Here is a 12,803-nt window from a genome sequence, read left to right on the forward strand (position 1 = left end):
CAGAGCTGACTCCATGACCTCCACAGATGCTGCGCGTCCAGACGCGACAACGAGCGCACCCGCTCTGGTCGGCGACGCATTGACCTTGAGGTACGGCAAGACCGCAGTGGTCCACGACGTCTCGATCACCCTGCAACCCGGCCGCATCACCGCCCTCGTGGGACCCAACGGGAGCGGCAAGTCCACTCTGCTGCGTTCATTGGCTCGCCTGCATCGGATCGACGAAGGGCAGGTACGACTCGGCGGCGTCGACGGCCGGCCTGAGCGGGCTGCGTCACTACTCAGCGCACGTGAGTTCGCCCGAGAAGTCACCCTGTTCTCCCAATCACGGCCCGCACCGCAAGGCCTGTCTGTGAGCGAAGTGGTGGCGTTCGGACGTCACCCGTACCGCCGCGGCTTCGCGGGGTTGTCCGCCGAGGATCGCCGCGCCATCGACCACGCGATGAGTGCCACCGGAGTGCGTGAGATGGCCGACCGTGCCGCCGGAGAGCTGTCTGGTGGTGAGGTGCAACGCGTTTGGCTGGCCGCCTGCGTCGCCCAGGACACCGAGGTCATCCTCCTCGACGAACCCACGAATCACCTTGACCTGCGGTACCAAATCGAGACTCTCGACCTGGTCCGCGATCTCGCCGAGGAGCACGGCGCTGCCGTCGGGATCGTCCTCCACGACCTCGACCACGCGGCGCGCGTCGCGGACACCCTGATCCTGTTGTCTTCCGGACGAATTCACGCGGCGGGTTCCCCGCTCGAGGTTCTCACCGCGCGAAACATCAGCGATGTCTACGAGATCGATGTCGAGGTCGACGTCGACCCCCGCACGAACCGACTTCGCATCGACCCCGTCGGACGGCACCCCGCCCGGATCTCGGTCGATGCCACTCATCCCCGTTCCATCCGTACTCGAGAGGACCTTTCGTGACCCGCTTCAATCGAATCGCCACCGCGTCATTGGCTTTCGCCGCCGCGCTGGCCGTCGGCGCCTGTGGCACCACCAGTGCAGACAAGGCCGACAGCAGCGCCGTGGCGCCGCCGCCTTCGCAAAGTTGCAATGACGACACGACGACAACGTCCACGGGCCCGGTCTCGTTGACCGACGGTGTCGGCCGCACGGTCGAACTCGACGAGCCCGCGAAGCGAGTGGCGGTGCTGGAGTGGCAGCAGATCGAAGATGCACTCACCTTGTGCGTCACGCCTGTCGCGGTCTCCGACGCCGAGGGCTACAGCACATATGTCAGTGCCGAAGAGCTCCCCGCCGGCGTCGCCGATATCGGCACCCGGGAAGAGCCCGACTTCGACACGCTGTACGCCACGAACCCCGACCTCATCATCATCGAGGCATTCAGCGCCGACGACGAGATCATCGCCCAGCTGGAAGCACGCGGCGTACCCGTGCTCGCCACACTGGGGGCCAATGGTGCAGACCCGATCGGGAACATGAAAAACGTGTTCTCGATGATCGGCGAGGCCACCGGCCGCACCGACCGGGCCGACCAGGTACTGCAGCAGTTCGATGAACATCTCGCGGCAGCGAAGACAAAGGTCGCGAATGTCGACCTCCCCACGCGGGACTTCCTGTTCTTCGATGGATGGATCGAAGGCGCAAACGTGATCATCCGCCCTTACGGTGACGGGGCGCTGTTCACCGCGCTCGGCGAACAGCTCGGAATGACTTCGGCCTGGACGAACGAGATCAACGAGGTGTACGGCAGCGGTGGAGTGGATCCCGCATACGGACTCGCCCAGACCGACATCGAGGGCCTGACCGCCGTCGGCAACGCCAACCTCTTCTACTCGACCGACGACGAAGCCGAGAGCTATGTCACCGAGCTGGAGAAGAGCCCGATCTGGACGTCGCTGCCCGCCGCCGCGCAGGGACGCGCGTATCCCTTCCCGCCGGGAGTCTGGGGCGCCGGTGGCCCGCTCTCATGCCAGCAGGCAGTAGACGCCTACGTCGACGTCCTCACCACCGCTTGATCGCCACGCGTGACACCGACACCGGGCAGCAGTCGCTGCCCGGTGTCGGCGTTCGCCGCGGCGCCGGCGGAGTGGCTGTGCTGGCCACGCTTCTCGGCGCGGTTGTCCTGGTCGGGATGTGGCACCTCACGCAGGGAACATCCGGTGTCGGGATGTGGGATCTGCTGCGCCTTCTCGGCGGAGCAGAAGACAACGTCGGCGGCGTACCGGTCCGGGACGTACTGACCGGATCGCGGCTGCCTCGCCTATTTGCCGGTGTCGCAGTAGGTTTCGCCCTCGGCGTGGCCGGAGCCCTGCTGCAGTCGATCACCCGCAACGTCCTGGCCTCCCCCGACACACTCGCCGTCACCGCCGGATCGTATTTCGCACTCACGCTGGTCGCCGCGCTCGGCCTCTCCGTGCCGCTGTGGGCTTCGAGTGGCGTCGCATTCCTCGGGGGCATCGCCGCGGCGGCCGTGGTCCTGGGACTTTCCGGTCGCGCGGCGGGCACCGGAACCACACGGCTCATCCTCGCGGGCGCAGCGATTGCGATGGCACTCGACGCATTGACCGCGATGCTGCTCATCCTGTTCAAGGAGAACACCACCGGCCTGTTCGCTTGGGGCAGTGGATCGCTCGCTCAGCTGAACATCGACGCATTCGTTCGCGCGGCCCCGATCATCATCGTGGTGTTCTGCGCGGCACTACTACTCTCGCGCCGACTCGATGTACTCGGTCTGGGTGACGACGCCGCATCAGCGGTGGGTGTACCGATCCAGTCCACCCGCGTCATCGCGGTGATCTGCGCCGTACTGCTGACCGCCATCTCGGTGACCTTGGCCGGACCGATCGCCTTTCTCGGACTCGCCGCCCCCGTGCTGGCCCGCCTGATCGCCGGACGCGTGCACACGCTGCGCAGGCATATCTTCCTCGTACCGGTCTCGGGATTGCTCGGGGCGTTGCTGATCCTGCTCGCCGACGCCTCGCTGCGTGCGGTGATGGGCGCCCAGGCCGCCACCTCGATTCCCACCGGCATTCCCACCGCACTGCTGGGCGCGGTGCTGATCGTGATCCTCGCACTGCGACTTCGTGATTCGGGGTCGACCAGGCAGCCGCCTGCGCAACGGATCGGTATCCGCTCCCGTCGCCGGTTTCTCATCGCCGTGATCATCGCGGCGGTGTTGCTGGTCGTGGCCATCATCGTCGATCTGCTCGCCGGAAGCCTGTGGCTCCGTACCGGCGACCTCGCACTCTGGCTTCAAGGCACTGCACCCGACCTCGTCGGACGAGCTCTCGACGAACGGTTCCCGCGCGTGGCCGCCGCTGTACTCGCCGGCGCAGCGCTCGCCTTGGCGGGCTGCGTTGTGCAAGGCACAGTGCGCAATCCGTTGGCCGAACCCGGGATTCTGGGCATCACGGCCGGTGCCGGATTGGGCGCGGTGAGCGTGGTGACATCCGCCGGTGGTGGCGGGCGCCAGGCAATCATCGTCATGGCAGTCGTCGTTGGGATGGCGACGTTCGCGTTCATCGCCCTGCTGGCCTGGCGCGGTGGACTCCTGCCCGACCGCTTCGTGCTGATCGGGATCGGTTGCAGCTACGGCATCAGCGCCGTGACCACGTTCCTTCTCCTGCGCGCCAATCCGTGGGACACCCCCCGCATCTTCACCTGGCTGTCAGGTACGACCTATGGGCGCACGATCCCCGATGTCATACCGATCGCAATAGCCCTCGTTCTCGCGGTACCGGTGCTGTACGGGATGCGACACCAGCTCGACATCATTGCCATCGATGAGGACACCCCCCGCGTTCTCGGCATCCGGCTCGAACGCACCCGCCTGATCCTGCTCGCGATCGCGGCATTACTGGCTGCCCTCAGCGTCATCGCGGTCGGTGTCGTCGGCTTCGTCGGCCTCGTCGCACCACATCTCGCTCGCGGCATCGTCGGCTCCCGGCACGGACGTGTCATCCCGGTCTCGATGATGCTCGGCGCACTGCTCGTGTGTGTCGCCGACATCCTCGGCCGGACACTCATCGCGCCCGCCCAGGTGCCGGCCGGACTCATGATCGCCTTGGTCGGTGCACCCTATTTCGTTTGGCTGCTCAGCCGCTCACGCGACTAGCTTGGTGCCCCGCTGCAGCTGATCAATTCTCTTGCTGCAGAAATCCTTTGATGAGAAAACTGATCAGCTCGGGGCGTTCGGCAATCAGATTGTGGGTTGTTCCGGGCACGATGCACAGCTGTGCGCCCGGGATCGATGAAGCAATCAGCAGGCTGTGGTCCGGGCGGATGGTGTCGCGGTCCCCCGACATCACCAATGTGCGTGCGGTGACCCCGGCGAGGTCGGCCGGTGCGATCTTGGGCTCCGCGGTCCAGAGGCGAAATAGCTTGGCCAACACGATGTCTGCGTGCGCAGGTCCGTCTGGAGAGAGCCGCTCGTAGTGCATCCGCTCGACATCGGGCTCGTCAGCGCCTTTGTCCGCAGCCTCTACCGGCGAGTCGAGGACGGGAGCACCGACGGTCTCGGCCGAATCCGTGAACGCGGAGGGGTCCAGGTTCGCGCTGATCGAGACCAATGACCGGATCCGCTCCGGGTGATCGATCGCGAGCAACAGACCGATGATCGCACCATCGCTGTAGCCGATCACGTCCACCGAGTCCAGGCCCTGAGCGTCCAGGTACTCCAGTGTGTCGGCGACACCGCGGGCGTAGTTGTAGTCCTCGTCGATATCGGCCGATCGACCGTGACCGGGACGCTCGTAGGCGAATACCTGATGGTCCGGTACCAGGGCATCGGACTGCGCCCGTAGCGACTCGAGCGAGCAGTAGCCACCGTGCAGAAGCAGTACCGGACTACCCCGGCCGTCGACCTCCGAATACAGGTCCATTCCGTTGATCCGGAGATACGCCACTTGTTTTGTCCATCCCTCGACCCGGGCCGCCGCTGCGCGCATGCGATTGATCCGTTTGCTCGACAGACAGAGTACTTCGCTCCATCTGCCGAACCCTGACCACGGCGTCGCCAGGAGCGCGACAATCAATGTCATCGAATCTCCATGACGTTTCATAAATCAGACAACATGAAGGAAGCGACCCATGAGCTTTGAAACACGCGCAGGCACTCGTGGTGGCAGCAAGCCATCCGGCCCCCTGTTCCGGCTGGTCAACAAGGTGATGGCCAAACGGATCCGCCGCGGGGGCGACTTCAGAGGACATAAAGCACTCGTCCTGCACACGATCGGCGCCAAGACCGGACAGGAGCGCTCCAACCCGGTCAACTGGTTTCCTGGGCCCGAGGGCAGCTGGCTGATCGTGGCGTCGGCGGCAGGCGCGACCGGGAATCCGGGCTGGTACTACAACATCAAGGCCCATCCGGACAAGATTCGTATCGAACTCGCCAACCGTACGATCGAAGTCAAGGCAGACCAACTGCACGGCGCCGAACGAGAGAATGCCTGGAACGACATCACCGCCAGCGCACCACAATTCGCGGGTTATCAGGAGAAGACCGACCGCGAACTCCCCATCATCCGCCTCACCCCGCGGCACTGACGGCATCGTGCTCGAGATCTTGGTGGCAACCGCAAGCCGGCACGGAGCAACCCGGGAAATCGGCAATCAGCTCGGTGCCCAGATCTCCGCAAGTCTGAAGGAGCTCGGCATCGAAGCCAACGTCGAGGTGCGAGATGTCGACGAAGTCGATGACCTCGCGGTGTACGACGCCCTGGTCCTCGGCAGCGCCGTCTACATGGGTCGTTGGCTCAAGAATGCACGCAAACTCGTCGATCGCGAAGCTGAAACCCTGCAGGCAATCCCGGTGTGGTTGTTCTCGAGTGGGCCGGTGGCCACCGACGACAAAGCCGTCCCCGAGTCGCCATGGGAGCGCGTCGAATGGGCCGAAGACCACCACACGTTCGGCGGCAAACTCGACCGGTCAACCCTCACTCGGGCCGAGCGGTTCGTTGCGTCCATGGTTCATGCTGCCGATGGCGACAATCGCTCGTCGGCCGAGATCGCCGAGTGGGCGCAGAAGATCAGCGAATCACTCGCAGCCACCACTTCCCCATAACCCGACAACCTGCCGGCGCGCCCGCCTACTGGAACGCGGGGACCTACAAGTCCTTCAGAGCGTCCTGAAGGACGTGATCAACGTCTTTCGGGTCGATGCCGAGTTCTTCGGCAATATCCTTCTCGGCTTGCTTCACGGCCTTTTGAATTGCTTCCTTGACCTTGCTTTCACCAACTACGACGAGTCCCGCCTGACCGGGGTCGATGAAATCGCCGAGATGTTTCACGTCTTTCCGTGACATGCCTTTGGCAAGGTGCCCACTCACACCCCCGACAACGCCACCGAGGGCCGCCGTCGCGAGGACAGAAGGCGGAAAGATCACACCCAGCACCGCGCCGGCGGCAATCCCTCCCCATGCACCGTGGCGAGTCGCTGTTTCATCCTTGTTTGCGTGCACTTTGCCGTTGGCGTCCTTCGTGACGACAGCTGCGTCATACGAGCCGACCAGACCTCCCGCATGCAGCTCTTTGACCGCCTCGTAGTCGCTTTGGGCCGCGGCCTCGCTCGAATATGTAGCGATGTAAATGAATGTTTCGTCGTTCTTGCCCATCATGTTCTCGCTTCCGGCGTTGATGCAGTCGGTTGACCACAGACCCAGACTGCACAGCCCGGCTACGCCTGTCCTCACCCGTACAGAGTGATGTCGAGCACCGAGCTCGCCGAAATACACTCCAAAAACAGTCTCTCGTTTCAGCGCCGCACATGGCAATCGCTGAAGGCAAATTGGTTTTGTTTCCCGTCGCTGCATGCTCGGCCCGACACTCCCTGCGTACCCGGTGACGGTTTCCCAGTTCAGAGGAACTCGAGAAGCAATTCAATCGCCGCCGACGGGTTCTCCTCGAACAGATAGTGTCCGGCGTCTGAGATGACCCTGGTGGTGACGTCATCGGCCCCGACTTGCATCGTGACGCCAACGCCTTCACCCCACCCCAGGGCTCCACCGATGGCGAGAACGGGCAGGGTGAGGCGCTGCTGTTGGCGAATCCTGTTCTGCGCGATCGTCGTATCGAGAGCGCGGTAAAACTCGAAGCTGGTATGTAGGCCGACTGGATCTCGGGTTATCGCGTCGACGTACTCGCGGATTGCGTAGTCCGGGATCGCCGACGGCGTCGCGGCCTTGGTGCGGAATTGCACGGCAAAGAAGTCGTATTCATGTCCCCGGACGAGGATTTCGTTCAACGCCGGTAGACGGTTGAAGGCGAAATGCCACAGCTTTTCGTTGACAGACGAGTCGCTGAAGATCGGAGCCGACGGAGTCAGCCCGGGGATCGCCGCTTCCGCGACGACCAACCGATCCAGCACGCCCGGGTGATCTGCAGCCAGCGCATAGCCCGTCCACACGCCGAGGTCGTGGCCGACCATGGAGAACCTGGAGTGTCCGAGCGCTGCCATCAAGCCGACCATGTCGCGAGCCAGACTTGCGGTGTCGTAGCCGCCCTCGGGTTTGTCCGACAGCCCGATCCCGCGCGGGTCAGCAACAACGATGCTGAACCTGTCGGCCAACGCCGGCATCACATGACGCCAGGCGTACCAGGTTTGAGGCCACCCTGCGACAAGCAGTAGCGCCGGCCCATTGCCGCCGGTGACCGCGTGCAGCCCAACTCGGCCGGTGTCGATGATGGAACTGGAGAATCGTTCCGCGAAGCCGGCAGGCAAGTTCGGGACGGTGGATGCACTCCCTGCGCGAGTGACATTGACAGCCTTCATGATTGGACTCCTGATTTCGAATTGGACGTGCCGGCGCGGGATGGTTCGACATCCCGCCGGAACGACATTGTTGATGCGCCGACGACAGTCACAATCACCACGACCAAGAGGAGAGTCGAGACTGTGACCCCGAAGAGCTGGTCGAACTTGCCGAGCGCGAGAGTGGGAATCGTTGTCCCGAGATAGGCGGCCAGGAAATAGGTCGCGACCAGATCGGCACGACGGTCGGGATCGGCGAGGCGCTGCGTGATTTCGATACCTCGCCCGAAGATCAGCCCCACGCCCACGCCCGCGACGACGGTCCCGGCGACAAACACGGCCAGCCAGTTCCCCAGAAGTCCGACTTCGAAGACACTGACGCCGACAACCAGAGCAGACGGTCCGGCGAACCGATCCGCAAGCCATGGCGGATGCGGGACGAACTGCACGACCAGTGCCGCAAAGAACACGATGCTGACGACCGCCGCGACAACAGCACCATTGCCGATTCCCAGCTGTCCCGTCAAGAACGACGGAACGAGGGACGAGAACAGGCCGTTCACCGCGAAGGCAGCGAAGACCAGGAACGCTAGGCGAACAAAGGTGCCACGCTCCGGTCCGCTGGGAACAGCAGGACTACGGAGGTGAAGTCGAGTACCCGGGCGGCGGTTGACCGTCTCGGGAATGGCGAACGCGGCCAGGACAGAGATCCCGAGCCCGCCGAGATATAGCCAGAACACCAGGTGCACGGGATCGTTGAGCAGCTGTGCGAGAAGTCCCGATCCAAGGACCCCCAATCCGAGCCCACCCATGTTCGCCACGGTGGCCATCGCGGCGGCGAGGTGTGCGCGGTCCCGCCCGGCAAGCTCGCCGAGGGCAGCGGTCGCGGTTGCCGTGATCACCCCAGCGGCCAAGCCGAATACGAATCGAGCCACCACGAGATGGGTCAAAGTTGTTGCGGCGAGGAAGATCACGGTACTCACGCCCAGGACAACCAGCGCCGCCACAAGCACGGGGCGGCGGCCGAGCCGGTCGGATAACGACGCCAGGACAAGTAGTGCGATGACCACGCCGAAGGCGTAGGCGGCGAAGATCAGCGTTGTCGCAAACGATCCGAAATGCATCTCCGGCGCCCAGAACTGATAGAGCGGAATCGGCACGGTGCCGCCCATCATCACCAGACCGTAAATGGCCACCACGAGCCAGAACCCGATCGTCCGCCGCCGCGTCATCCCCAACACGATCGGCTTGTCATCCTGCACAGTCACCGGATCAGCCTCTCCTGCCACGGAATTCGAATCCGCAACACCATCTTGGTCCAATCAGTCCAACATAGTTGGAACGATCGGTCAAATTTGGCGGTATGATCGTAGGTGAATGAAAGGAATCGAAATGGCGGGACGAAAACAGTTCGACGTCGACCAGGCACTCGACCAGGTGATGACCGTGTTCTGGGAACGCGGGTACGCCGAGACATCTCTCGACCTCATCGGTGCTGCAACGGGCCTCGGCAAAGGCTCTCTCTACGGAGCATTCGGAGGTAAGCAAGAGCTGTTCCGACTGTCCCTGGACCGTTACGCTGACACCTTCGGTGAGCAGTACGACGCTGCCCTGAACGCTCATCCCGACAATCCGGCCGCCGCAGTGAGCGCGTTCTTCGACGTCATCTTGGCGCGCATCGCCGAACCGACGATGCCCGGCGGATGCTTGGTCGCTCTATCCGCTGCGGCCGCACCGACTCTCGATGAAGCGAACCGTGATCACGTCAAGGAACTGCTCGGGCGCCAGCGTGGGCGCATCCGAGCGGCGATCTCTGGTTCTTTCGTCGACGAGCTGATCGCCGACAATGTCGCCCTGTTCGTGGTCAGCACCAACCAAGCACTTGCAGTCATGGATCGTGCCGGGTCAACCGCCGAAGAGCTTGAAACAATTGCGCGGATGGCCGTACAGACTGTCGAAACGATGACTCCCCCGAGCCCTACGCGTTAGAGATTCTGGTTTCCGACGGTGAATGTGGCGTCGACCATTGGGTGGCCAGATACCACTGACAACGATCAGTGACCATGGTCCTTGAGCTTCTCCAGCGCGGCCGCGGCCGGCGAATTCGGCTCCGCGCGATAGATCACGAGTTCTTGGCCGGGTGCCGAGCGCACATCGAAGGTCTGGATGTGTAGTTCGAGGTCGCCGACGACCGGATGCCGAAACCCCTTGGTCTTCAGGCGACGTCCGCGCACCTCGTGATCCGTCCACATGGCGGCGAACTCGGTGTCGGAGGCCAGTAGTCCGTCCCGCACCTCACAGACCCGCGGATCGTCGGGCTGCGCCGTCTCCAACAATCGAAACCCCGCAACCGTGCTCGCGGCCACCGCAGCCCAATCCGCATACAACGCGCGAACAACGGGATCGCAGAACACCGATTCCAAAAGATTGCGCGTGCCGGGAAAACCCATGAACAGCTTCTCCCCCAGCGCATTGGTCGCGATGACGTCGAACGCGTGACCAAGAATTATCGCCGGATGCTGCGGCCATTCGTCGATGAGCGCGGTCAACTCGGGTTCGACGATTCCGGCAGTAGGCGTCGCGCGAGGAGGCGTGAGCCCGGCCAGGCGGTACAGGTGGGTCAAGCCGTGCTCGTCCAGCAGCAGTGCGCGACCGATCGAGCGCGCAACCTGAGCCGATGGCGACAGTTCACGGCCTTGCTCGAGCCGCATGTAGTAGTCGACGCTGACATCGGCGAGCAGCGCCACCTCTTCGCGACGAAGACCGGGCACCCTGCGCCGGTCGTTGCTGTTCAGGCCGACGTCTGTCGGCTGCACTCGGGAACGGTGAAGGGCAAGGAATTCGCCCAGCGACGATGGCATCCCGCCGATGCTAGTGCCGCATGTTCGTCACTGGGTGCGGCGCACCCAGGAAGGGAGCGGCGTTCCACAGCGCCGCCCGTCGCGCGACGCTGGAACACATGACAAGAACACACGAACAATCCACCACCCGTTGGCTCATCACGGGCGCGAGCCGAGGCCTCGGACGAGCCTACGCAACCGCAGCGCTCGAGCGTGGCGACCTCGTCGCCGCCACCGTGCGGAACGCATCCGATCTCGACGACCTGCGCGACATCTATCCGGATCAGCTGTACATCGACACCCTCGACGTCACGGACCGCGACCGGGCCCGGGCTGTGGTCGCTCAGGCTGCGGAACAACTTGGAACACTGGACGTTCTGGTCAACAACGCCGGATATGGGCACTTCGGTACCGTCGAGGAGCTGTCCGAATCCGATCTTCGCTCACAGCTGGAGACCAACCTCTTCGGCGCCCTGTGGACCTCTCAGGCGGCGATCCCGATCATGCGGGACCAGGGACGCGGGCGCATCATCCAGATCTCCAGTCTCGGTGGGATCGGCGCGTTCGCCAATCTCGGGGCGTACCACGCGTCGAAGTGGGCGCTGGAGGCCATTTCCGAGTCTCTTGCCCTGGAGGTCGCACCATTCGGCATCAAGGTCACCATCGTCGAACCGGGTGGATACGAAACGGACTGGGCAGGCGCATCGTCTCGTCATTCCGCTCCCCTGCCCCAGTACGAGCCGCTGCGCGCCGCCGCCGCCGCACGACGCGGAAGCCAGGTCTCGGGATCCCCTGAGCGCGCCGCTGACGCACTTCTGCGAGTCGTGGACAGTCCAGAGCCCCCGCTACGCGTCGTCTTCGGCGGCCACGCCCTCGGCATCGTCCAGGGCATCTACGAACGTCGCCTGGCGGAATGGTCGCAATGGGAGGACATCAGCAAACTCGCCCAGCAGTAGCCGAAATACGTTGCTGCACACGGGCCGATCGGACCCATGGAACAAAAAAATCCGATCCTCGCGGAGGACCGGACTGAAGGCGCTAAGCCTGTGAGCTGGGAAAACTAGTGGTGGCCAGAGTCGGGATCGAACCGACGACCTTCCGCTTTTCAGGCGGACGCTCGTACCAACTGAGCTACCTGGCCGAACGATATCCGGGCGAACCTGGATACCTAGTCGAAATTTCTTGCGACCCTGACGGGACTCGAACCCGCGACCTCCGCCGTGACAGGGCGGCGCGCTAACCAACTGCGCTACAGGGCCATGCATGCTTTGCCATCTGCGCACGATGGCATTGCGTACCCCCTACGGGATTCGAACCCGCGCTACCGCCTTGAAAGGGCGGCGTCCTAGGCCGCTAGACGAAGGGGGCCGGTGTTCTCCGTTTGGGAGCTGAATCAGAATATGACACAGTTGCAGTAATTCCCAAATCACCTGATCAAGCCCTATTTTCAACCACAATTCCCATCTCTGGGTGCTTTCGCGCGCGTAAGCTGGAGCCAGTCGAACCTCGTAGCTCGCGGAGTCCCGTTGGTCATCTTCGACTCGTAGCCGAATCAGGCTGATCGCCATGAGCTCTACGATTTCCGTCCGAGCAGATACCGACGCCGCACACAATCGCCTTTTCCCCGACCTGGATGCCTATCAGCTATGTCGTCCCGGGCACACGACCGAGGCATTGCCAGTGGTCACCGGCATCCGAGAACAAGACCCCGACCTGGTGCCAGGCGACCTACTGTCCGAATGGGACATCCTGTTCTACCCGTGCACCTCCAATGCTCCAGCCCTCGCCATCGGCGACGTCGTTGCCTGCCGGTCTCTACGGCGGGCACGTCACTCGCGAACCACGATCACCGATCCGGACTCGCACCCCATCGTCCTGTTGGCGGCCGACGTCTCCATGGCAAGCGCCAACGAGGTCTGGACGAAAAGCCTGGTAGACCACAACGCCACGCTGTCGGGCCTGCTGCACCACTACGAAGCTCAGGACCAGCCATGATCGAACGCCTGGATCTCCCCCCGACGGCACGAAAGCTCAACGCGAGTCTCACCGCGTTTCAACGCGAATTCGATGCGAGCCCGGAGGTGACGTCAATGCTGCAGTTCCTGCGGCGTGAAGTGGTCGAAGCGGTGACGACGTTGGAAAACGACCTGACCATCAGCGAATCACGCGCGGCCGCACAGGAGATCAGACACGAAACCCCGACCCCGGCCTGACATCAACAGGGCATCGACTCGAGTCGAGTCATGTTATAGCAGAA

At 63.5% G+C, this 12,803-nt stretch carries 14 protein-coding genes and 3 tRNA genes; 9 read left to right on the top strand and 8 right to left on the bottom strand.

From position 1 onward, the window contains the following. Positions 1 to 13 precede the first annotated feature (13 nt). The 3 genes from AC1TQG_RS23070 to AC1TQG_RS23080 are packed head-to-tail and all read left to right on the top strand — an operon-like array spanning position 14 to position 4,073. A complete protein-coding gene (locus tag AC1TQG_RS23070; protein WP_482140609.1) occupies positions 14 to 919 on the top strand; it encodes an ABC transporter ATP-binding protein in 906 nt (301 codons plus the stop codon). Further along, positions 916 to 1,974, top strand: a complete 1,059-nt coding sequence (locus AC1TQG_RS23075; RefSeq protein WP_482140611.1) for an iron-siderophore ABC transporter substrate-binding protein — start codon at positions 916 to 918, stop codon at positions 1,972 to 1,974. Before AC1TQG_RS23070 ends, AC1TQG_RS23075 begins: the two co-directional genes overlap by 4 nt. Continuing rightward, the gene (locus tag AC1TQG_RS23080) at positions 1,971 to 4,073 is read left to right on the top strand and encodes an iron ABC transporter permease (protein WP_482140613.1); all 2,103 of its coding nucleotides are present in this window, start codon (positions 1,971 to 1,973) and stop codon (positions 4,071 to 4,073) included. The genes AC1TQG_RS23075 and AC1TQG_RS23080 overlap by 4 nt, the downstream gene beginning before the upstream one ends. Positions 4,074 to 4,095: 22 nt before the next feature. Here AC1TQG_RS23080 and AC1TQG_RS23085 read toward each other — a convergent pair whose 3' ends face one another. After that, positions 4,096 to 4,998 (bottom strand): alpha/beta fold hydrolase, encoded by a 903-nt coding sequence (locus tag AC1TQG_RS23085; protein ID WP_482140614.1) that lies wholly within the window; start codon positions 4,996 to 4,998, stop codon positions 4,096 to 4,098. 49 nt (positions 4,999 to 5,047) lie between these two features. Between AC1TQG_RS23085 and AC1TQG_RS23090 the strand changes: the two genes are divergently transcribed. After that, complete coding sequence (locus tag AC1TQG_RS23090) at positions 5,048 to 5,503, top strand: nitroreductase/quinone reductase family protein (protein WP_482140616.1); 456 nt, start codon at positions 5,048 to 5,050, stop codon at positions 5,501 to 5,503. 7 nt (positions 5,504 to 5,510) lie between these two features. Beyond that, positions 5,511 to 6,020: a flavodoxin domain-containing protein gene (locus tag AC1TQG_RS23095; RefSeq protein WP_482140617.1), complete on the top strand. Its 510-nt coding sequence runs from the start codon at positions 5,511 to 5,513 to the stop codon at positions 6,018 to 6,020. Between the two features lie 43 nt (positions 6,021 to 6,063). On the opposite strand, the gene AC1TQG_RS23100 is transcribed toward AC1TQG_RS23095, so the two are convergent. The 3 genes from AC1TQG_RS23100 to AC1TQG_RS23110 form a co-directional block, all read right to left on the bottom strand. Further along, a complete protein-coding gene (locus AC1TQG_RS23100; protein WP_482140619.1) occupies positions 6,064 to 6,648 on the bottom strand; it encodes a DUF1269 domain-containing protein in 585 nt (194 codons plus the stop codon). Between the two features lie 164 nt (positions 6,649 to 6,812). Beyond that, a complete protein-coding gene (locus AC1TQG_RS23105) occupies positions 6,813 to 7,727 on the bottom strand; it encodes an alpha/beta fold hydrolase (RefSeq protein ID WP_482140621.1) in 915 nt (304 codons plus the stop codon). Continuing rightward, a complete protein-coding gene (locus AC1TQG_RS23110; protein ID WP_482140623.1) occupies positions 7,724 to 8,974 on the bottom strand; it encodes an MFS transporter in 1,251 nt (416 codons plus the stop codon). Before AC1TQG_RS23110 ends, AC1TQG_RS23105 begins: the two co-directional genes overlap by 4 nt. Before the next feature lie 124 nt (positions 8,975 to 9,098). On the opposite strand from AC1TQG_RS23110, the gene AC1TQG_RS23115 reads away from it, so the two are divergent. After that, positions 9,099 to 9,695 carry a TetR/AcrR family transcriptional regulator gene (locus AC1TQG_RS23115; protein ID WP_482140625.1) on the top strand — a complete coding sequence of 199 codons (597 nt, stop codon included), beginning with the start codon at positions 9,099 to 9,101 and terminating at the stop codon, positions 9,693 to 9,695. A 65-nt stretch (positions 9,696 to 9,760) separates the two neighbouring features. On the opposite strand, the gene AC1TQG_RS23120 is transcribed toward AC1TQG_RS23115, so the two are convergent. After that, positions 9,761 to 10,567: a helix-turn-helix domain-containing protein gene (locus AC1TQG_RS23120; RefSeq protein ID WP_482140627.1), complete on the bottom strand. Its 807-nt coding sequence runs from the start codon at positions 10,565 to 10,567 to the stop codon at positions 9,761 to 9,763. 98 nt (positions 10,568 to 10,665) lie between these two features. Between AC1TQG_RS23120 and AC1TQG_RS23125 the strand changes: the two genes are divergently transcribed. After that, positions 10,666 to 11,502, top strand: a complete 837-nt coding sequence (locus AC1TQG_RS23125) for an SDR family NAD(P)-dependent oxidoreductase (protein ID WP_482140629.1) — start codon at positions 10,666 to 10,668, stop codon at positions 11,500 to 11,502. 108 nt (positions 11,503 to 11,610) lie between these two features. Here AC1TQG_RS23125 and AC1TQG_RS23130 read toward each other — a convergent pair. The 3 genes from AC1TQG_RS23130 to AC1TQG_RS23140 all read right to left on the bottom strand — a co-directional run bounded on the left by AC1TQG_RS23130 (position 11,611) and on the right by AC1TQG_RS23140 (position 11,914). Further along, positions 11,611 to 11,687, bottom strand: a tRNA-Phe gene (locus AC1TQG_RS23130). Positions 11,688 to 11,731: 44 nt separating this feature from the next. Continuing rightward, positions 11,732 to 11,805: transfer RNA gene (locus AC1TQG_RS23135), tRNA-Asp, on the bottom strand. 36 nt (positions 11,806 to 11,841) lie between these two features. Next, positions 11,842 to 11,914, bottom strand: a tRNA-Glu gene (locus AC1TQG_RS23140). Positions 11,915 to 12,112: 198 nt separating this feature from the next. On the opposite strand from AC1TQG_RS23140, the gene AC1TQG_RS23145 reads away from it, so the two are divergent. Both AC1TQG_RS23145 and AC1TQG_RS23150 read left to right on the top strand, forming a co-directional pair. After that, entirely contained in the window at positions 12,113 to 12,541 is a 429-nt protein-coding gene (locus AC1TQG_RS23145) for a hypothetical protein (RefSeq protein ID WP_482140631.1), read from the top strand. Continuing rightward, a complete protein-coding gene (locus tag AC1TQG_RS23150) occupies positions 12,538 to 12,759 on the top strand; it encodes a hypothetical protein (RefSeq protein ID WP_482140633.1) in 222 nt (73 codons plus the stop codon). Before AC1TQG_RS23145 ends, AC1TQG_RS23150 begins: the two co-directional genes overlap by 4 nt. The last annotated feature ends 44 nt before the right edge of the window (positions 12,760 to 12,803 follow it).

The sequence above is a fragment of the Williamsia sp. Y844 genome (assembly GCF_056786475.1).